Annotated in this window: 19 protein-coding genes and 1 pseudogene; 14 read left to right on the top strand and 6 right to left on the bottom strand. The window is 56.1% G+C overall.

Going from position 1 to position 20590, the window contains the following annotated elements:
- Positions 1–501: pseudogene (locus tag INF61_RS15540) on the top strand (phage tail protein); the annotation flags it as partial.
- A 95-nt stretch (positions 502–596) separates the two neighbouring features.
- On the opposite strand, the gene INF61_RS15535 reads toward INF61_RS15540, so the two are convergent.
- Positions 597–863, bottom strand: coding sequence for a DinI family protein (locus INF61_RS15535; RefSeq protein WP_193547896.1), 267 nt, complete (start codon positions 861–863; stop codon positions 597–599).
- 264 nt (positions 864–1127) lie between these two features.
- Entirely contained in the window at positions 1128–2057 is a 930-nt protein-coding gene (locus tag INF61_RS15530; RefSeq protein WP_017383457.1) for a formate/nitrite transporter family protein, read from the bottom strand.
- Positions 2058–2371: 314 nt separating this feature from the next.
- Here INF61_RS15530 and mlaA point away from each other — a divergent pair, with 314 nt between their 5' ends.
- Positions 2372–3124: a phospholipid-binding lipoprotein MlaA gene (mlaA, locus tag INF61_RS15525; RefSeq protein WP_003861365.1), complete on the top strand. Its 753-nt coding sequence runs from the start codon at positions 2372–2374 to the stop codon at positions 3122–3124.
- Positions 3125–3168: 44 nt separating this feature from the next.
- Here the strand turns inward: mlaA and fadL are convergent, their stop codons facing one another.
- Positions 3169–4452: a long-chain fatty acid transporter FadL gene (gene fadL / locus INF61_RS15520; protein WP_032102746.1), complete on the bottom strand. Its 1284-nt coding sequence runs from the start codon at positions 4450–4452 to the stop codon at positions 3169–3171.
- Between the two features lie 372 nt (positions 4453–4824).
- Here fadL and INF61_RS15515 point away from each other — a divergent pair, with 372 nt between their 5' ends.
- From INF61_RS15515 to sixA, 4 genes are all read left to right on the top strand, one after another.
- Positions 4825–5109, top strand: a complete 285-nt coding sequence (locus tag INF61_RS15515) for a YfcZ/YiiS family protein (protein ID WP_017383455.1) — start codon at positions 4825–4827, stop codon at positions 5107–5109.
- A 228-nt stretch (positions 5110–5337) separates the two neighbouring features.
- Complete coding sequence (gene fadI, locus INF61_RS15510; protein WP_017692982.1) at positions 5338–6648, top strand: acetyl-CoA C-acyltransferase FadI; 1311 nt, start codon at positions 5338–5340, stop codon at positions 6646–6648.
- Positions 6648–8795: a fatty acid oxidation complex subunit alpha FadJ gene (gene fadJ / locus INF61_RS15505; RefSeq protein WP_193547895.1), complete on the top strand. Its 2148-nt coding sequence runs from the start codon at positions 6648–6650 to the stop codon at positions 8793–8795. Before fadI ends, fadJ begins: the two co-directional genes overlap by 1 nt.
- Before the next feature lie 209 nt (positions 8796–9004).
- Complete coding sequence (sixA, locus tag INF61_RS15500) at positions 9005–9490, top strand: phosphohistidine phosphatase SixA (protein ID WP_003861375.1); 486 nt, start codon at positions 9005–9007, stop codon at positions 9488–9490.
- A 46-nt stretch (positions 9491–9536) separates the two neighbouring features.
- On the opposite strand, the gene smrB is transcribed toward sixA, so the two are convergent.
- Complete coding sequence (gene smrB, locus INF61_RS15495; protein WP_017692984.1) at positions 9537–10088, bottom strand: endonuclease SmrB; 552 nt, start codon at positions 10086–10088, stop codon at positions 9537–9539.
- Between the two features lie 145 nt (positions 10089–10233).
- Here smrB and prmB point away from each other — a divergent pair, with 145 nt between their 5' ends.
- Genes prmB through INF61_RS15465 form a run of 6 tightly spaced genes read left to right on the top strand, consistent with a single transcriptional unit; the run spans position 10234 to position 14785 of the window.
- Positions 10234–11166 carry a 50S ribosomal protein L3 N(5)-glutamine methyltransferase gene (gene prmB / locus INF61_RS15490; RefSeq protein WP_003861381.1) on the top strand — a complete coding sequence of 311 codons (933 nt, stop codon included), beginning with the start codon at positions 10234–10236 and terminating at the stop codon, positions 11164–11166.
- 60 nt (positions 11167–11226) lie between these two features.
- Complete coding sequence (gene aroC / locus INF61_RS15485; RefSeq protein ID WP_003861383.1) at positions 11227–12312, top strand: chorismate synthase; 1086 nt, start codon at positions 11227–11229, stop codon at positions 12310–12312.
- A gap of 2 nt (positions 12313–12314) precedes the next feature.
- Positions 12315–13139, top strand: coding sequence for a penicillin-insensitive murein endopeptidase (gene mepA / locus INF61_RS15480; protein ID WP_017692986.1), 825 nt, complete (start codon positions 12315–12317; stop codon positions 13137–13139).
- Positions 13139–13948 (top strand): sulfite exporter TauE/SafE family protein, encoded by an 810-nt coding sequence (locus tag INF61_RS15475; RefSeq protein ID WP_003861386.1) that lies wholly within the window; start codon positions 13139–13141, stop codon positions 13946–13948. The genes mepA and INF61_RS15475 overlap by 1 nt, the downstream gene beginning before the upstream one ends.
- Positions 13948–14493, top strand: a complete 546-nt coding sequence (locus INF61_RS15470; RefSeq protein ID WP_032102744.1) for an elongation factor P hydroxylase — start codon at positions 13948–13950, stop codon at positions 14491–14493. Before INF61_RS15475 ends, INF61_RS15470 begins: the two co-directional genes overlap by 1 nt.
- A 13-nt stretch (positions 14494–14506) precedes the next feature.
- Positions 14507–14785: a YfcL family protein gene (locus INF61_RS15465; RefSeq protein WP_017383451.1), complete on the top strand. Its 279-nt coding sequence runs from the start codon at positions 14507–14509 to the stop codon at positions 14783–14785.
- Between the two features lie 58 nt (positions 14786–14843).
- Here the strand turns inward: INF61_RS15465 and mnmC are convergent, their stop codons facing one another.
- Positions 14844–16841, bottom strand: coding sequence for a bifunctional tRNA (5-methylaminomethyl-2-thiouridine)(34)-methyltransferase MnmD/FAD-dependent 5-carboxymethylaminomethyl-2-thiouridine(34) oxidoreductase MnmC (mnmC, locus tag INF61_RS15460; protein WP_180240510.1), 1998 nt, complete (start codon positions 16839–16841; stop codon positions 14844–14846).
- Between the two features lie 158 nt (positions 16842–16999).
- Here mnmC and fabB point away from each other — a divergent pair, with 158 nt between their 5' ends.
- Together fabB and INF61_RS15450 are read left to right on the top strand one after the other, a co-directional pair.
- Entirely contained in the window at positions 17000–18217 is a 1218-nt protein-coding gene (gene fabB, locus INF61_RS15455) for a beta-ketoacyl-ACP synthase I (protein ID WP_017383449.1), read from the top strand.
- Positions 18218–18285: 68 nt separating this feature from the next.
- On the top strand, positions 18286–19464 hold the full coding sequence (locus tag INF61_RS15450) for an MFS transporter (protein WP_047729280.1): 1179 nt from the start codon (positions 18286–18288) through the stop codon (positions 19462–19464).
- A gap of 85 nt (positions 19465–19549) precedes the next feature.
- Here the strand turns inward: INF61_RS15450 and flk are convergent, their stop codons facing one another.
- Complete coding sequence (flk, locus tag INF61_RS15445) at positions 19550–20554, bottom strand: flagella biosynthesis regulator Flk (RefSeq protein ID WP_193547894.1); 1005 nt, start codon at positions 20552–20554, stop codon at positions 19550–19552.
- Between the last annotated feature and the right edge of the window lie 36 nt (positions 20555–20590).

Below are 20590 nucleotides of genomic sequence, written 5' to 3'. Positions count from 1 at the left end.
TGGTATGAAAATTACTCAACGGCCAACACCACTAAAGCCAGCGACGGTACTCTTAAAGCAGCATCGCCTGTGGCTCGTATCGTCAAATCTAAGGAAGATAGCCAGCGTACTGATGTTGCAGAAGAAGGTTTCACCTGGTGCGGATGCGGAACGGCTAACGAAGAAGCGGAAGGCATCAAAATTACCCGTTTTGATGTTGGGGTATATGTTCTCACCGGTTCGGCAGGCCTGGCATCGGAGGGATGGCAGTTACTTCCCCCGATGGACCCGGGCGGCATGGGGGAGCTTGGAGTTGTGGAGGCAGAGCAAACCGATAGCGGTGGGCTGACTATCCGCCTGTATAAACGCAAATACATCCTGAGCGATGACGGAGAAATCGTTAAAACAAAAGGGGGACCAATCGACGTACCAGTGAATAGCTGGATAGATGTGCGTCTCGATATGCCTGAAAGCAGTGCCTGGAATCAGCGCCAGAAAGAGGCGGTTGAAACTGCTTCGTAAAGAAAACCGCCGCCTGTCGTATGCGAGAACGGGCGGCGGCTGGTTGCTCAGTGTTCATGCCCAAGCAATCGCCGGGAATATTACCCGATAGATAGTTAAAGACCAACCTGGCGTACGGAAGGGTATTCAGATACCAGCCACATATCAGATTCTTCAAACATTTCCTCCAGCATGCGGTTCAGTTTTTCCCGATCACTTTTGCTGGCATCGCTATTTAAACCGTTTGCCTGCATCGGTTTCACCTTCACTTCTGCATCAGGAAAAATTTGATGCACCCGCTTCGTCAGCTCGGCCAGAATGATCTCTCTGGCCCCTTTGAGCCCCTCGACATTACGCTTGTCATAGACCAATTCGACGAACATATACGCACCCCATTTATACTGTTTGGATATACAGTATTTAAGCTTTTGCGATTGCATACGTCAAGTGCATATAAAATTTTTAATGTGTGTACACATGTGGGTACATATTTAAATATAATAATGGATGTAAACTCAATTAAATCAATGGATTGGGTGTTTTGTAAACTATATCCATTTAACTAAGGGGACGAAGCGGCAAGAGTATAGCGTTATTTACACTTTTCGTTAAGCGCATTGCCGCCTGACTGGTCAAAGAGTCACCGTTCACGCCGATTTTTCGGCAGTTTTATCCTTTTTTTCCTGAGCCTTAAGCTCGGCCTTACGCTTGTTGGACATGTCGTTACGGATTTGCGCATGGCTCAGCAGCGCAAAGATAAAGGTCCCGCCACAAATGTTGCCTGCGAGGGTTGGCAGGGCGAACGGCCAGAAAAAGTCGCTCCAGTGGAGTGTGCCGTTAAATACCAGATAAAGGATCTCCACGGTTCCGACAACAATGTGCGTGGTATCGGCGAGTGCGATAAGCCAGGTCATCAGGATAATCACCACGATTTTCGCGCTACCCGCTGACGGGAACATCCAGACCATAGTGGCGATGATCCAGCCGGAAATTATGGCATTAGAGAACATTTCAACCGGCGTGTTTTTCATCACATCCATGCCAATTTTCACAAATGCGTCGCGGGTCGGTTCATCAAATATTGGCATATACTCGAATGCCCAGGCGGCTATGCCCGTACCGATCAGGTTCCCCAGCAGCACGACGCTCCACAGGCGCATCAGTAAACCGAAATTACCGAGGGTCGGATTTTGCATGACGGGCAGTACGGCAGTGACGGTATTCTCCGTAAAAAGCTGCTGTCGCGCCATAATGACGATAATAAAGCCGAACGTGTAGCCTAAATTTTCAAGCAAAAACCCGCCCGGTACGCCTTCCAGCTGAACGTGAAATATCCCTTTGGCGAGCAGAGAGGCACCCATCGACAGACCGGCTGCAATGGCTGACCACAGCAGGGCCATCGCGTCGCGCTCCATCTCTTTTTCCCCGTCCTGGCGAATATGCTCATGAATAGCCATGGCGCGCGACGGCAGGCGATCTTCATCGACTTCTATCTCTTCTCCCCGGTCTTTCTCCTCGCTTTCAATCTCATGTTCCTCTTTGCTTTCACCAATTTTCTCTTCGCTAATGTCTTTCATAACAGCTCCTTCGGGGTAATTGCTCATTTAAGCGTAGCGGCTTTTAGCGCTTTCCCCGTGGGGATGCTCTTAAATTGCTGAAAATGGCAATAAAGGTGAGACATCTCTTTCAAAGCCAATATAAAATTGCCAGCGAAACGAATTCCGAAAGACAGGCTATGCTGAAATTAGCGTGATGACGCGAGCGGGTCGTCATTGTCCTCGTAGACATCGGTAAGCGTGCTGTTACAATCACTTGCACGTTTCAGGCGGAGCATCTCAGGCTCCGTCACAGATGGCATTCAACGATAGCCATATTGAACAGGGAGAAATTTATGAAGCTTCGGCTGTCGGCGCTTGCGCTGGGCGTAACAATGCTTGTGGGCTGCGCCAGCTCTGGCGAGCAAACGGGACGCTCCGATCCTCTCGAAGGATTTAACCGTTCAATGTACAGCTTTAACTATAATGTGCTGGATCCATATCTGGTTCGTCCGGTTGCCGTGGCATGGCGTGACTATGTTCCGCAGCCGGCGCGTAACGGGCTGAGCAACTTTACCAGTAACCTGGAAGAGCCAGCGGTTATGGTCAACTACTTCCTCCAGGGCGACCCGTATCAGGGGATGGTGCATTTCACCCGCTTCTTCCTGAACTCCCTGCTGGGTATGGGCGGCTTAATTGATGTCGCAGGCATGGCGAACCCGAAATTACAGCGTGAACAGCCGCACCGTTTCGGCAGCACGCTGGGTCACTATGGCGTAGGTTATGGTCCGTATGTGCACCTGCCATTCTACGGCAGCTTTACCGTGCGTGATGATGGCGGCGACATGGTGGATACGCTGTATCCTGTACTGTCATGGCTCACCTGGCCGCTGTCGATTGGTAAATGGACCGTGGAAGGAATTGAAACGCGTGCGCAACTGCTGGATTCTGATGGTCTGCTGCGTCAGTCTTCCGATCCGTACATCATGGTCCGCGAGGCCTACTTCCAGAACCATGACTTTATTGCCAACGGCGGTAAGCTGAAGCCGGAAGATAATCCGAACGCGAAAGCCATCGAGAACGAATTAAAAGATATCGATTCGGAATAAATAAAAAAGGTGAGCAATGCTCACCTTTTTTAATCGTGTTGGGATTAGAACGCGTAGTTGAAGTTGGTACCAAACAGCCAGGCTTTACCTTCAGAGGTAAACTCGTACGGGCCTTCCTGGAAGGTCACCTTCTGGCCATGCATGTACGACACGCCCGCGTCGATAGAGGCATTCTCGTTGAACGCGTAGGTTGCCCCCGCACTCACCCAGAAACGGTCCTGATCCGGAATGGAGATAGAACGTTTATCGGCCGGTACCGGGCTGTCATCAAATGCCACGCCGGTACGGAACGTCCAGTTATCATCCATATAATAGGTCGTACCAAGCGCGATACGGTAAGCATCGTGGAAGCTTTCGTCTTTATAGAACAGCGTCTGGCCGTTGCTGCCGGTGGCTTTAAGCTCCTCGAACTGGCTCCAGCTGGTATACGCGAGGCTGTAGTGAATTGCCCACTGCGGCGCAACGCGGTTATAACCTGACACTTCCCACATTTCTGGCAGATGCAGCGACAGTGAACCCGGTACGGTTTGATTCGAGGTACCCCATGGAATGGTGGTGCCCGCGCCTGGGACCATACCGTTGACTGGGCTCAGGATGCCGCTTTTGTAATCGCCATCGAAATCAATTTTCACTTCTGAGCGATAGGTCAGACCCCAGCGGTTGTTTTTATCCAGTTCATACAGGATACCGGCGTTCCAGCCGTAACCCCATTCATCACCTTTCAGGCTGGCAATTTTATTGCTGTTTTTCGGCAGCGCAGCAGTTTGCTCCCCGGAGTAACGCTCGATTTTTGCATCGGCGTAGACAGCATCAAAGCCCAGACCAAAGCTCCAGTTATCGTTCAGACGATATGCGCCGCTCAGGTTGAGGTTCAGGGTCGTCAGGTCGGTTTTACCGCCGTATTCCCCGGCCGGATAGTTGTTATTGAACTCCGTTGCCAGGCCATAGTTAGAGGTGACAGAGGCACCCCAACCAAACTGTTCATTGATTGGCGCAACAAAGTGCAGGTTAGGCACCCACGCGGTCGGCGCAATGTTATCCGCCTTCAGATCTGCGCCGGTGAACTGAGATTTGCCAGAAATATTGACATCAGGATCGATGTAAACCGCACCGGCAGAGAAGGTAGGGCGATCAAACATCATGATCAGTGCCGGGTTACGACTCGCGTTGCCAGCGTCATCGGCAATCGCACCTTCCCCGGAATACGCACGGCCAAGGCCAGAGGAAGAAAATTCGTTTAACTGGAAGCCCGCTGACCAGGCGGACGTTGAGACGATTGCCACTGCAACTGCTAAAGCAGTTTGTTTGAACAGGGTTTTCTGGCTCATGACCATAACCTCATTGAGTTATTTTTATTCAATAATTGTTACATACCGTAACAGGAGCGCGAAGTGTAGGGTCTGAGGTATGACTTACAAATCAGACCAGTGGCGAGAGTATAGGTCTGACCAGCTGGGATGTTGCAAGTTTGTTTATTAATATTTTCAGATATGTTTCTTGAAACGAGATCTGGTTGGCAAAATTGTGACCAGTGCGATTCCTCTGAAAAGGGGAATTTTGTTTTAGATCATTTTTTAGTGTGATATTGCTCACTTATCCGATTTTGCGCCATTAACGGCTGGAGGGGGCTCGTCCGGGGGCGTAAAATAGACGCATCGTGTTTATCTCGCGCCCTGCGCGAATACAGAGGAAATTGAGCTATGAGTAAATGCAGTGCTGATGAAACCCCGGTTTGCTGCTGTATGGATGTTGGCACCATTATGGACAACACCGATTGCACCGCCTCTTACAGCCGCGTATTCCCTAACCGCGCTGAAGCGGAAGAGACGCTGGCCGCGCTGAGCCAGCGCGCGCGTGAAGTCGAATCCGATCCGTGTGAAATCAAATCCACCTTCACGGAAGTGGAAGGCGGCGTGCGGCTGGATATCGACTTTGTGTTCGCCTGCGAAGCAGAAACGCTGATCTTCCAGCTGGGCCTGCGTTAATACTTTTTGCACGGGCCTATGATCGTGTAGGCCGGGTAAGGCAACGCCGCAACCCGGCAACAAATCTCACAAATGCCTCTGCCATGCAGGGGCATTTTCTTTTTCTTCTCTGTGCCTTAGCTCGCAATTTTTCGCTTCCCCGATTGGCTCAATGTAAAAAAATAGTTAAGACTATTATCAGGTCAGACCACTTAATGTGTGCGCAAAATTTTTTTACAGGGGAGTGTTATGAGTCAGGCATTACCGCTTATCACCCGACACGGTGACCGCATTGCCATTGTCAGCGGGTTACGTACGCCGTTTGCGCGTCAGGCAACCGCGTTTCACGGTATACCGGCTGTCGATCTGGGAAAAATGGTGGTGGGGGAGATGCTGGCTCGCAGCGAGATCCCGCCAGAGGTTATTGAGCAACTGGTTTTCGGCCAGGTGGTGCAAATGCCGGAAGCGCCCAATATCGCACGTGAAATCGTGCTGGGCACCGGCATGAATGTTCACACCGACGCATACAGCGTCAGCCGCGCCTGCGCCACCAGTTTCCAGGCGGTGGCGAACGTGGCGGAAAGCCTGATGGCGGGGACCATTCGCGCGGGGATCGCCGGCGGCGCGGATTCCTCATCCGTGCTGCCCATCGGTGTGAGTAAACAGCTGGCCCGCATCCTCGTGGATGCCAACAAAGCCCGGACCACCGGTGCGAAGCTCAAACTCTTCTCGCGTTTACGTCTGCGCGACCTCATGCCCGTGCCACCTGCCGTTGCTGAATACTCCACCGGCCTGCGTATGGGCGACACTGCCGAGCAGATGGCAAAAACCTACGGTATTACCCGCGAACAGCAGGATGCACTGGCGCATCGCTCGCATCAGCTCGCTGCGAAGGCCTGGTCGGAAGGCAAACTTGCCGACGAGGTGATGACGGCTTACATCCCGCCTTTCCGCGAACCGCTGGTGGAAGATAACAATATCCGTGGCACCTCGACGCTGGAGGATTACGCAAAACTGCGCCCGGCGTTTGATCGTAAACATGGCACCGTTACGGCGGCCAACAGTACGCCACTGACGGACGGTGCCGCCGCCGTGATCCTGATGACGGAATCCCGGGCGAAAGAGCTTGGCATAACACCGCTGGGCTATTTGCGTAGCTACGCCTTTACCGCCATTGATGTCTGGCAGGACATGCTGCTCGGTCCGGCCTGGTCCACGCCGCTGGCGCTGGAGCGTGCGGGGTTGACGCTGGCTGACTTAACCCTGATCGATATGCACGAAGCCTTTGCCGCACAAACCCTGGCAAACATTCAGCTGCTGGCAAGCGAGCGCTTCGCGCGCGATGTACTGGGCCGCGCCCACGCGACCGGCGAAGTGGATCAGAGTAAGTTTAACGTGCTTGGCGGATCCATCGCCTACGGCCATCCATTTGCGGCGACCGGCGCGAGAATGATAACTCAGACTTTGCACGAGCTGCGTCGCCGCGGCGGCGGTTTTGGTCTCGTTACCGCCTGTGCGGCGGGCGGCCTGGGTGCAGCAATGGTTCTGGAGGCTGAATAATGGAAACGACATCTGCATTTAATCTGGCTGTTCGCCTTGATAACGTGGCTGTTATCACCATTGATGTACCCGACGAAAAGATGAACACCCTGAAGGCCGAGTTCGGCGTTCAGGTGCGTGCGATGCTCAGACAGATCCGCGAAAACAAAGCGATACGTGGCCTGGTATTTATCTCGGCAAAGCCGGATAACTTTATTGCCGGGGCCGATATCAACATGATTGCCCGGGCGAAAAGCGCTCAGGAAGCAGAAGACCTGGCGCGTCAGGGGCAGCAGGTAATGGCGGAGATCCATGCGCTGTCGATACCCGTTGTCGCTGCGATCCACGGGGCCTGCCTGGGCGGTGGGCTTGAGCTGGCGCTGGCCTGTCACAGCCGAATTTGTACCGACGATGCGAAAACCGTACTCGGACTGCCGGAGGTACAGCTTGGATTGCTGCCCGGTTCAGGTGGCACGCAGCGCCTGCCGCGTCTGGTGGGCGTCAGTACGGCGCTGGAGATGATTTTAACCGGTAAACAGCTGCGCGCCCGTCAGGCGTTAAAGGCGGGTCTGGTTGATGAGGTCGTTCCGCACGCCATCTTGCTTGAGGCCGCCGTTGAGCGGGCGCTGAAAGGTCGTCAGGCGAAACGCCCTCTGCCGGTGCGCGAGCGTATCCTCGCCGGGCCGCTGGGGCGCACGCTGCTGTTCAATATGGTGGGTAAAAAAACCGAGCAAAAAACCAAAGGGAACTATCCGGCAGCGACGCGCATTCTGAAGGTGATTGAAACCGGTTTATCGCAGGGCAGCAGCAGCGGTTATGCTGCGGAAGCGAAAGCCTTTGGCGAGCTGGCGATGACGCCGCAATCGCAGGCGCTGCGCGGCATTTTCTTTGCCAGCACGGAGGTTAAAAAAGATCCGGGCAGTGAAGCTGAACCGGCTCCGCTGCGCGCCGTTGGCGTTCTGGGTGGTGGGCTGATGGGCGGCGGCATCGCATTTGTCACCGCCAGCAAAGGCAAATTGCCCGTACGTATCAAAGATATCAACCCAAAGGGTATCAACCACGCGTTGCAGTACAGCTGGCAGAACCTTGATCGCAAAGTGAAACGCCGCCATATCAAGGCCAGTGAGCGTGATAAAACGCTCGCGATGATCACTGGCGCCACCGACTACAGTGGGTTTGCACACCACGATCTGGTGATTGAAGCCGTGTTCGAAGATCTCGCCCTTAAGCAGCAGATGGTGGCGGACGTTGAGCAGCACTGCGCGCCGCACACTATTTTCGCGTCAAACACCTCGTCTTTGCCGATCGGCGACATCGCGGCGAAAGCCGTGCGCCCGGAGCAGGTGATAGGGCTGCACTATTTCAGCCCTGTCGAAAAAATGCCGCTGGTGGAGGTTATTCCACATGCCACAACCAGCCCGCAAACTATTGCCACCGTGGTGAAGCTGGCGAAAAAACAGGGCAAAACCCCGATTTTGGTCGCGGACAAAGCCGGCTTTTACGTCAACCGCATTCTGGCGCCGTACATTAACGAAGCGATGCGGTTGCTGACGGAAGGGGAGAAAATTGAGCACGTCGATGACGCCCTGGTGAAGTTTGGCTTCCCCGTCGGCCCAATCCAACTTTTGGATGAGGTAGGAATTGATACGGGGACTAAAATTATCCCTGTGCTGGAAGCGGCTTATGGCGATCGTTTTGCGCCGCCTGCAAACTTTGTTTCCGCAATTTTGAAGGACGATCGCAAAGGCAGAAAAAATGAACGCGGTTTCTATCTTTACGCCGCGAAAGGGCGTAAAAGCAAGAAACAGGTCGACCCTTCGGTTTATGCGCTTATTCCTGTCACGGGTCAGGGAAAACTGTCGGCGGTTCAGTGTGCTGAGCGCTGCGTGATGATGATGCTCAATGAAGCGGCGCGCTGCTTTGGTGAGCAGGTGATCAAAAGCGCGCGCGACGGCGATATCGGCGCCGTGTTTGGTATCGGTTTTCCGCCATTCCTTGGCGGTCCGTTCCGGTATATGGACACCCTCGGGGCGGGTGAAGTGGTTGCGATCCTGCAACGTCTGGCCTCGCAATACGGTCCACGGTTTACACCTTGTGACGAATTATTGCAGATGGCGGAACGGGGTCAGACATTCTGGCCCGCAAGGGAAACTGATTGCGTAAACTGAAGTCAAAGAAGGGTAAATCCTGAGGTGATGGAACCTGTTCTGGCGAAATTGTAAACAGAGATTGACTATACTTACGCCATTGAGGTAAAAAACAGCGTTTCATTCACCGAATGGATCAGGCACAATGCCCGGCCATCGGGTTTTCTACCTCAGAGCATTAATCGCGGGTAGTTAACGCCGGTGATTCTGGTTAACAAAAGCGGTGCAATATGCAAGTTTTTATCATGCGTCACGGCGACGCGGCACTCGATGCCGCCAGTGACTCAGTACGTCCTTTAACCGTCTGTGGCTGCGACGAATCTCGTCAGATGGCGACATGGCTTAAAGGTCAAAAAGTGGACATTGAACGCGTTCTGGTGAGTCCGTTCCTGCGGGCAGAACAGACGCTGGATGTGGTAGGGGAGTGTATGAACCTGCCATCCAGTGTGGATGTTCTCCCTGAACTCACGCCGTGTGGCGATGTTGGCCTTGTCAGTGCTTACCTTCAGGCGCTGTGCAATGAAGGTGTCGCTTCCGCACTGGTCATTTCCCACCTGCCGCTGGTCGGCTATCTGGTATCTGAGCTGTGCCCGGGCGAAACGCCACCGATGTTCACAACGTCCGCCATTGCCAACGTCACCCTCGACGAAACCGGCAAAGGGGTCTTTAACTGGCAAATGAGTCCGTGCAACCTGAAGATGGCAAAAGCCATCTGACGTGACGTGCGATATGGCGGGGTGCAGCGTGCCTCCCGCCATCCTGTCAGGGCAATTCTGGCGGCTGCCACTCCTCCACCTCAATCAATACCAGCAATGCGGCATCTCCGCCGTACTCTTTTGGCGCCTGATGAAAAGCCATCACGTATGGATGCTGAGCCAGCCACAGCGGTGTCTGTTGCTTAAGAATATGTTTGCCGTGGCCGTGCATCACGCAGGCGCAAAAAACATGCTCGCGACGACATGCCGCGATCAACGCCCCCAGCTCCTGTTTCGCCTGCATCTGGGTCAACCCATGCAGATCGAGGAACAGCTCCGGCGAGTAATCTCCCCGGCGTAATTTTTTCAGTTCAAAATGGCTGACGTCTTCGCGCACGTATTTCACCGCACCCTGCGTATTTAGCAGCGGCTGAAACTCATCTGAAAAATAGTGGCTGTTATCGGCCTGCTCCTGGAGCAACCGTTTGACCGGTACCTCGCTGACTTTTTTACGCTGCGGGCGATGGACAATGGTGTCGTGCGTGATTTGACGCGTCCCGGTCATCAGCTGGCGGAATAGAGCCTGATCCTCCTCGCTGAGCGATGTTTTCTTTTTCATTCGTCATTCTCATCTCGTATTTCCGATAGTGTACCCGACTAAACGCATTTTTTAACCTCAAGCGGTACGCGTCATTGCTGATTTATCGCCGTCTTCATGGCAAACTAGCCGCCGAAAATTATGCGAGCATGCCCTGGAGGAAAGAGTGGATAAAATTTTTGTCGATGAAGCAGTAAACGAGCTGCATACCATACAGGACATGTTGCGCTGGTCGGTTAGCCGCTTCAGCGCCGCCAATATCTGGTACGGACACGGTACCGACAACCCGTGGGATGAGGCCGTGCAGCTGGTGCTGCCGTCTCTCTACCTGCCGCTGGATATTCCGGAAGACATGCGCACCGCGCGCCTGACCTCCAGTGAAAAACACCGCATCGTTGAGCGCGTGATCCGTCGCGTAAACGAGCGCATTCCGGTGGCTTACCTGACCAACAAAGCCTGGTTCTGCGGCCACGAATTCTATGTTGATGAGCGGGTGCTGGTGCCGCGTTCGCCGATTGGCGAGCTGATCAACAACCATTTTGACGGCTTGATTAACCATCAGCCGCAGCACATTCTTGATATGTGCACCGGCAGCGGCTGCATCGCCATTGCCTGCGCGTACGCCTTCCCGGAAGCGGAAGTGGACGCCGTCGATATCTCCACCGACGCGCTGGCCGTCACCGAACACAACATTGAAGAGCACGGGCTGATTCATCACGTCACGCCTATCCGCTCTGACCTGTTCCGCGACCTGCCGACGCTGCAATACGACCTGATCGTCACCAATCCGCCGTACGTGGATGCAGAAGATATGTCCGACCTGCCGAACGAGTATCGTCACGAGCCGGAGCTGGGCCTGGCGTCAGGCTCTGACGGGCTGAAGCTGACCCGCCGCATCCTGGCCTGCGCGCCGGATTATCTGACCGACGACGGCGTTCTGATTTGTGAAGTAGGCAACAGCATGGTACATCTGATAGAGCAGTACCCGGATGTGCCGTTCACCTGGCTTGAGTTCGACAACGGCGGTGACGGCGTCTTTATGCTGACCAAGGCGCAACTGCTTGATGCACGCGAATACTTCAGCATTTACAAAGATTAATCCAGCGGGCTTCGGCCCGTTTCACAACGCTCAAACACAAACAACAACATCGGAGCCGTGATGGCAGGAAACAGTATTGGACAGGTATTCCGTGTGACCACCTTTGGCGAGTCGCACGGTCTGGCACTGGGTTGTATCGTTGATGGCGTCCCGCCAGGCATCGAACTGACCGAAGCCGATTTACAGCATGACCTTGACCGTCGTCGTCCGGGTACCTCTCGCTACACCACGCAGCGTCGCGAGCCGGACCAGGTCAAAATTCTCTCCGGCGTATTTGAAGGCCGTACCACAGGAACCAGCATTGGTCTGCTGATTGAAAACACCGATCAGCGCTCTCAGGACTACGGCGCGATTAAAGACGTTTTCCGTCCGGGCCACGCCGACTATACCTACGAACAAAAATATGGCTTTCGCGACTATCGCGGCGGCGGACGTTCTTCCGCGCGTGAAACCGCGATGCGCGTGGCGGCAGGGGCGATTGCCAAAAAATATCTCCAGCAGAAATTCGGCATCGTTATCCGCGGCTGTCTGACCCAGATGGGCGACATTCCGCTGGCAATCAAAGACTGGGATCAGGTAGAGCTTAACCCGTTCTTCTGCGCCGATGCCGACAAGCTGGACGCGCTGGACGAGCTGATGCGTGGCCTGAAAAAAGAGGGCGACTCCATTGGTGCGAAAGTCACCGTGGTGGCCGACGGCGTGCCGGCTGGCTGGGGCGAGCCGGTATTTGACCGTCTCGACGCCGACATCGCCCACGCGCTAATGAGCATCAACGCGGTGAAAGGCGTTGAAATCGGCGACGGTTTTGACGTGGTCAAGCTTCGCGGCAGCCAGAACCGCGACGAAATCACGAAGGCGGGTTTCCAGAGCAACCATGCTGGCGGCATTCTGGGCGGCATCAGCAGCGGGCAGCAAATTATTGCCAATATTGCGCTGAAACCAACGTCCAGCATTACCGTCCCGGGCCACACGATTAACCGCGCTGGCGATGAAGTTGAGATGATCACCAAAGGGCGTCACGATCCGTGCGTGGGGATCCGCGCGGTGCCGATCGCAGAAGCGATGCTGGCGATCGTGCTGATGGATCACTTCCTGCGCCAGCGCGCGCAGAATGCGGATGTGACGACCACCATTCCACGCTGGTAACTATGAAAAAAACCGCAATCGCTCTGCTGGCGCTGCTGGCCAGTGGAGCAAGCCTGGCCGCTACGCCGTGGCAGAAAATCACCCACCCGGTAGCGGGGAGCGCGCAGTCCATTGGCGCTTTCTCCAACGGGTGTATCGTCGGTGCACAGGCGCTGCCGTTGCAGTCGGATACTTATCAGGTGATGCGTACCGATCAGCGCCGTTATTTCGGCCATCCTGACCTGCTGCTGTTTATTCAGCGTCTTGGCAACCAGGTGCATAACCTGGGGCTGGGGACGATGCTGATTGGCGATATGGGGATGCCTGCCGGTGGTCGCTTCAACGGCGGTCACGCCAGCCACCAGACCGGACTGGATGTGGATATCTTCCTGCAATTGCCGAAAACGCGCTGGAGCTCAGCGCAGCTGCTGAAACCGCAGGCGCTGGATCTGGTCTCGGCCGACGGTAAACGGGTCGTCGCCTCGCGCTGGTCGCCGGAAATTTCCAGCATGATTAAGCTGGCGGCAGAGGATAACGACGTCACGCGGATCTTTGTTAATCCGGCCATCAAGCAGCAGCTTTGCCTGGATGCGGGAACGGATCGCGACTGGTTGCGTAAAGTGCGCCCGTGGTTCCAGCACCGGGCGCATATGCATGTTCGCCTGCGCTGTCCGGCGAACAGCCTGGAATGTGAAGATCAGCCGCTGCCACCGCCTGGCGATGGTTGTGGTTACGAACTGCAAAGCTGGTTTGAACCGGCCAAGCCTGGAACCTCTAAGCCTGAGAAGAAGACACCGCCTCCGTTGCCGCCTTCCTGCCAGGCGCTACTGGATGAGCATGTACTTTAATGGATAATTTCGTCGATCTGTTCATGGTGTCACCGCTGCTGCTGGCGGTGCTCTTTTTTGTTGCGATGTTAGCCGGATTTATCGATGCCCTGGCGGGCGGCGGCGGGTTGCTCACCGTTCCGGCGCTGCTGGCGGCAGGCATGAGCCCTGCCCAGGCGCTTGCCACCAACAAACTCCAGGCATGCGGCGGTTCGCTCTCCTCGTCGCTCTATTTCATCCGGCGCAAAGTGGTGAATCTCGCCGATCAGAAGCTCAATATCCTGATGACGTTTATTGGCTCAACGGCGGGTGCGCTGCTGGTCCAGCACGTACAGTCCGACATTCTGCGCCAGATCCTGCCGCTGCTGGTTATCTGTATCGGCCTCTATTTCCTGCTGATGCCAAAGCTCGGGGAAGAAGATCGACAGCGTCGTCTTCACGGCCTGCCGTTTGCGCTGATTGCCGGTGGCTGCGTCGGTTTTTACGATGGCTTCTTTGGCCCGGGGGCAGGTTCGTTTTATGCGCTGGCATTCGTGACGCTGGCCGGATTCAACCTCGCCAAATCCACCGCCCACGCCAAAGTCCTCAACGCGACCTCCAACGTTGGCGGTCTGCTGCTGTTTATCATTGGCGGCAAGGTTATCTGGGCAACCGGGTTTGTGATGATGGCAGGGCAGTTTTTGGGCGCGCGCGCAGGCTCGCGTCTGGTATTAAGCAAAGGACAAAAGCTGATCCGCCCGATGATTGTTGTCGTCTCGGCGGTGATGAGCGCCAAACTTCTTTATGACAGCCATGGACAGGAGATCCTCACCTGGTTGGGGATGAACTAATGAACAGTACGCATAACTACGAACAGCTGATTGAGATCTTCGATAGCTGTTTTGCTGATGATTTTAATACCCGTCTGATTAAAGGCGACGACGAACCGATCTATCTTCCTGCTGATGACGAGGTTCCGTATAACCGCATCACCTTTGCCCACGGCTTTTACGCCAGCGGTTTGCACGAAATTTCGCACTGGTGTATCGCCGGGAAAGCGCGTCGCGAGCTGGTGGACTTTGGTTACTGGTACTGCCCGGACGGGCGCGACGCCACCACCCAGGGGCAGTTCGAAGATGTGGAGGTGAAACCTCAGGCGCTGGAATGGCTGTTCTGCGTAGCGGCGGGTTTCCCGTTCAACGTAAGTTGTGACAACCTCGAAGGCGACTTCGAGCCAGACCGTATCGTCTTCCAGCGCCGCGTTCATGCGCAGGTGATGGAATATCTTGAGAAAGGCATCCCGGCACGTCCGGCACGCCTGATCGAGGCTTTACAGAATTATTACCACACGCCGGAGATCACGGCGGAATGCTTCCCTTGGCCGGAAGATCTTTAACAGAGGAAAGAAGATGATCGCAGAATTTGAATCACGCATTCTGGCGTTAATTGATGACATGGTGGAACACGCCAGTGATGATGAGCTGTTCGCCAGCGGTTATCTGCGTGGTCACCTGACGCTGGCGGTAGCCGCGCTGGAAGCCGGGGACGATCACTCTGCCGACGCCGTTCACGCGGAAGTCACTCGCAGCCTGGAAAAAGCCATTCTGGCCGGGGAACTCTCTCCGCGCGACCAGTCTTTAGTGCTGGGCATGTGGGACAATTTGTTCCAGCAGGCGAAAGCGAAGTAAGTGTATCACCGCCCTCTCCCACAGGCAGAGGGCCGGGGTGAGGGCACCAGACCGCACCCTACTTGACCATTTTCCCCTTCAGCAATTTCCGCACCCACAGTCGGTTTGGATTCAGCCCCGCGAGCGTAACCCTGTCCAGCGGAACCGGCTCGTCGCTCATTTGCGCGGCTAACGCTTCAGCCAGCAGCGGCGCGGAGCATAATCCCCGCGAGCCTAAGCCACCCAGCATAAACAGCTCGGGGTGAACGGGCGCGCTTACCGCCGTTTCTTTGTTGTCAGCAAGATCCTGATAGACTTCAAGCGTGGCGTCATAGTCCGGCACGTTTCCCGCCATCGGCAGGTGATCGCGGGTCGCGCAGCGTACGCCGCAGCGAGCCTGACCCTCACCGACATTCACCTCTTTTGCCCACGACGCATCCGGGAAACAGTCGAGCAGGCGCTGGCGGTTTTGCTGCTGATCCGCTTCGCTGTACTGCATATCTGTTTCACCGCGATGGTAGCTGGCACCGATGCAGTGATGGCCGTTGGACGGATTTTGCGGTGTCAGGTAGCCGTCGTAACACAGCACCTGACGCAGTTTGCTCAGTTGGGGCGCGGACGGGATATGGCTCACCTGGCCGCCGACCGGATAAACCGGCAATGATGCTGTCTGGGTAAACTGGCTGATATGATGTCCATTGGCCAGCACAACGCTGGCATGCTGGACCTCTTTGCCGTCAGCGAAACGCAGTTTCCAGTGCGCAGTGCGGCTTAGCGATTGAACCTTATGGGCATAATGCACTGTCAACCCACGCGACTGCCCGAGGGCTATCGCCGCAGAAGTCAGTTCAGCCGGACACAGCCAGCCGCCGAGTGGATACTGAATACCCCCGCAGCCGGTGTCGACGCCAGCGGTCTCAGCAACCTGCTGTGCCGTCACTGCATGGGCGATGGCCTCCGGCAGACCCAGCGACAGCATTTGTGTGATTTTCTGCTGGCTCTTCTCGTCCCAGCCGAGCTGCGTCACGCCGCACCAGTTGTGGTCGAACGCAACCGGCAGGCTATCGTAAAGGCGGCGAGCAAACGTAAACGCCGCCGGGAAGAACTGGAACAGTGCCGGATCGTGTGAACTTAATAAGGGATAAAGCGCGCCCTGACGGTTGCCTGATGCGCCCGTCGCCGGCGCCTCGTCAGCGCAGTAGAGCGTCACCTGCCAGCCACGGTGCAGCAGCGCCAGCGAGAGCAGGGCGCTGGCGATACCCCCGCCCACAATGGCGACCTCACGCGAGGTGCTGGCGCGACGGGCAAACCAGGGGGCCTGCGCCGGGATCGCCAGATCCTGTTCCATCACCCCGACCAGCATGTCGCGTTTGCGGCCAAAGCCTTTGGTTTTCCGCATGGTAAACCCCGCCTCCTGCAACCCACGGCGAACAAATCCCGCCGAGGTGAAGGTAGCAAGCGTCGCGCCCGGGCGCGCCAGACGTGCCATGGCGCTGAACAGGTGCGGGCTCCACATGTCCGGGTTTTTGGCGGGCGCAAAACCGTCCAGGAACCAGGCGTCCACCTTCTGGTTCATTGAGTCATCAAGCTTATCGGTCAGGTCATTAATGTCGCCAAGCCACAGGTCGAGCGTGACGCGTCCGTCGTCCAGAATCAGACGATGACAGCCACCGATAGCCGGAGGCCACTGGGCCTGAAGCTGTTCCGCCCAGTGGGTAAGCTCCGGCCAGCGCTGATGGGCAAGCCGCAGATCGTGCGCGGTAAGCGGAAATTTTTCGAAACTGATGAAATGTAATCTTTGTAAGGTAGCCTCGGGGTGTGCAGTGCGAAACTGGTCGAACGCCTGCCAGAGGGTCAGAAAATTCAGCCCGGTGCCGAAACCGCTCTCCGCTACGACAAACAGGCTGCGCGGATGCTCAGGGAAGCGGGTGCTGAGATGATTTCCTTCGAGGAAGACATAGCGCGTCTCTTCCAGTCCGTTATCATTAGAAAAGTAGACGTCATCAAAATCTCGGGAAACAGGTGTACCCTCAGCGTTGAATTCGAGGTTGGCAGGTTGTATGGCGTTTTGTTTCACGTAAGTTACTCGTCCGACAGGCAGTGGCACGATCTTAGCGATGTGAGCCCATCGGTGCAAATTTCCACAGAAAATGGCTGATCGGACTTGTTCGGCGTACAAGTGTACGCTATTGTGCGACTCGAAACTTTTTATAGTGCGACTTACAGAGGTATTGAATGAAACGTGCAGTGATTACTGGCCTGGGCATCGTTTCCAGCATCGGTAATAACCAGCAGGAAGTCCTGGCATCTCTGCGTGAAGGACGCTCCGGGATCACTTTCTCTGAAGAGTTTAAAGATTCTGGAATGCGTAGCCACGTATGGGGTAACGTTAAACTGGACACCACCGGTTTAATTGACCGTAAAGTGGTTCGTTTCATGAACGATGCCTCTATCTACGCCTATCTTTCCATGCAGGAAGCGATCAAGGATTCTGGTCTGAGCGAAGACGCTTACCAGAACAACCCACGCGTGGGCCTGATTGCAGGCTCCGGCGGTTCCTCTAAAGCTCAGGTGTTCGGTGCTGACGCCATGCGCAGCCCGCGCGGCCTGAAAGCGGTCGGTCCATATGTTGTGACCAAAGCCATGGGGTCAGCGGTTTCCGCGTGCCTGGCAACGCCGTTCAAAATCCACGGTGTGAACTACTCCATCAGCTCTGCATGTGCGACCTCCGCACACTGTATCGGTAATGCGGTTGAGCAGATCCAGCTGGGCAAACAGGACATCGTATTTGCTGGCGGCGGCGAAGAGCTGGGCTGGGAAATGGCCTGTGAGTTCGACGCAATGGGCGCACTGTCCACCAAATACAACGAAACGCCAGACAAAGCGTCCCGTACTTATGACGCACACCGCGACGGTTTTGTTATCGCTGGCGGCGGCGGTATGGTTGTGGTTGAAGAGCTGGAACACGCGCTGGCGCGTGGCGCGCACATCTATGCTGAGATCGTGGGCTACGGCGCAACGTCTGACGGCGCTGACATGGTTGCTCCATCTGGTGAAGGCGCGGTGCGCTGCATGAAGATGGCGATGCACGGTGTTGATACTCCAATCGACTACCTGAACTCCCACGGCACCTCAACGCCGGTAGGCGACGTGAAAGAGCTGGGTGCGATCCGTGAAGTGTTCGGCGACAATAGCCCGGCTATCTCTGCAACCAAAGCCATGACCGGTCACTCTCTGGGAGCGGCGGGCGTGCAGGAAGCGATCTACTCTCTGCTGATGCTGGAAAACGGCTTTATCGCGCCAAGCATCAACATCGAAGAGATGGACGAGCAGGCGGCTGGCCTGAACATCGTGACCGAAACCACCGAACGTGAGCTGACGACCGTTATGTCCAACAGCTTCGGTTTCGGCGGCACCAACGCCACGCTGGTGATGCGTAAGCTGAAAGCGTAAGCGTTTGAAGGTATAGTAGAAGGGAGCCGCGCGGCTCCCTTTTTTTATGCCTGAACACGGAGTTATGCATGAAGGCTGTTACCCCTGAGAAGAGCGCTCCTTCCGGGAACCTTTCCCTTTTCCGCATCGCCTTTGCGGTGTTTCTGACCTATATGACCGTTGGCCTGCCGCTGCCGGTGATCCCCTTGTTCGTTCACCAGGAGCTGGGCTATGGCAACACCATGGTCGGCATTGCGGTGGGCATTCAGTTTTTAGCGACGGTATTAACCCGGGGCTACGCCGGTCGCCTGGCGGATCAGCACGGCGCAAAACGCTCGGCGTTGCAGGGCATGTTTGCCTGCGGGCTGGCGGGGGGAGCCTGGCTGCTGGCGGCGCTGTTGCCAATAGATGCAGCGTATAAATTCGCGCTGCTGGTGGCAGGGCGTCTGATCCTCGGCTTTGGCGAAAGCCAGCTGCTGACCGGCACCCTGACCTGGGGAATGGGGCTGGTGGGGCCTGCGCGTTCCGGAAAAGTGATGTCCTGGAACGGGATGGCGATTTACGGCGCGCTGGCGGCAGGCGCACCGCTGGGGCTGCTGATCCACAGCCAGTTTGGTTTTGCGGCGCTGGCAGGCACCACCATGGTATTGCCGCTGCTGGCGTGGGCGTTTAACGGTTCGGTGCGTAAGGTGCCCGCCCATAAAGGCGAGCGTCCTTCGCTGTGGAGCGTGGTGGGGCAAATCTGGCAGCCGGGGCTTGGGCTGGCGCTTCAGGGGGTGGGCTTCGCGGTTATTGGTACCTTTGTTTCCCTCTATTTCATGAGCCGCGGCTGGGCGATGGCGGGCTTTACGCTGACGGCCTTTGGCGGCGCGTTTGTATTGATGCGCGTGCTGTTTGGCTGGATGCCGGATCGCTTTGGCGGCGTGAAGGTGGCCGTGGCGTCACTTGTCATTGAGACCGTGGGTCTGGTACTGCTCTGGCAGGCGCCCTCTGCATCCGTTGCGCTGCTGGGTGCGGCGTTAACCGGCTGCGGCTGCTCGCTGATCTTCCCGGCGCTGGGCGTTGAAGTGGTGAAGCGCGTGGCTCCGCAGGTGCGCGGCACGGCGCTGGGCGGCTATGCGGCGTTTCAGGATATCTCATACGGCATCACCGGGCCGCTCGCGGGGCTGCTTGCAACGTCGTTTGGCTATCCTTCCGTCTTCCTGGCCGGTGCGGTGTCAGCGGTGGTGGGAATTGTGGTGACGCTGGTGGCGTTTCGCAGGTCGTAGTTTTTTGCCCGGTGGCGCTTCGCTTACCGGGCCTACAACCGCGCGAACCGTAGGCCGGGTAAGGCGAAGCCGCCACCCGGCAGTTTTAAGCAACCAGCCAGAAAATCGCCAGCGCAATCACCAACGCGATAAACATCAATCCCGGACGGGAAGAAAGCGTTTTGAACGTATCAACTACGGGGGCAAACAGCGGGTTGTAGATCGGCTGAATGTTTCTTACCTCCGGCACGCCGCCTTCCCGCTCGGCGCGGCGAACGAAGATCTGATTGAGCACATCCTGCACCTGCGCGGTGGTCAGCACCGTTTGCGGCGTAGCCTGCCAGCTCTGCTGAGCGTAATCCCGGATCGTATCGAACTCGTGCGGTTCCAACGGTTGTTTCAGCGCCGCCTGTACGCTGTGCAGGGTCGGGGCGCTCTGGGTGCTGAGCGTCTGACGCGCCTGGAGCCAGGTGACCAGATGGGTAAACTGTTTTGCCGGGATCATCTCGCCCGCTTTCACACCGGAAAGTTCCAGCATGGATTGCCAGATAAGCTTTGTGGGTTCGCCGGTAGCGGCAGCCAGCTTAGTGACCATCTGCTTGAGCGTATTATGCTCCGCAGGCTGCAATGGCCGCTCTGTAGACGGGCGCTGTTGCGGCTGCGGGATAGAAAGCTGATTGCTTTGTAGCAGGGTCAACACGGTTTTCAGCTGTTCTTGCGAAAGCTGGCTCAGGGCGGTATGACCGTACTGTTGACGGATAAAATCACTCACCGCCTGGCGATTATTCCCCAGGCCCAACAGCTCGGTCAGCTGCGAGATAATCTGGCGGGTAGTATGTTGCTGCTGTGCGCTGGTAAGACGCTGGTTCAGGTTTTGTTCGGCGGCAGGGAAATGGCGCGACTGTAGCGGCGCATCGTTTCTTACGCCCAAATCGTGCTTAACGCCGGCCCATACCTCTGCGTTTTGCTGTGAGGTTAACGCAATAAGACGCGTGATCAGACGCTCCAGTACGGTGCGTTGCTGCGTGGAGAGCGGTTGTTCGCCTGGCGTGTTGGGCGTTACGGGGCCTTCACCCGGAGGGCGCGGAGGCGTACCTGAAATGGGCTGCATCGTCAAAAATCCTTAAAGTCAAACTCTGCGTAACCG

This window comes from Enterobacter cloacae complex sp. P18RS (genome assembly GCF_014982105.1).
Taxonomy (GTDB): domain Bacteria; phylum Pseudomonadota; class Gammaproteobacteria; order Enterobacterales; family Enterobacteriaceae; genus Enterobacter; species Enterobacter hormaechei_C.
This window is presented reverse-complemented; position numbering and strand designations above follow the sequence as displayed.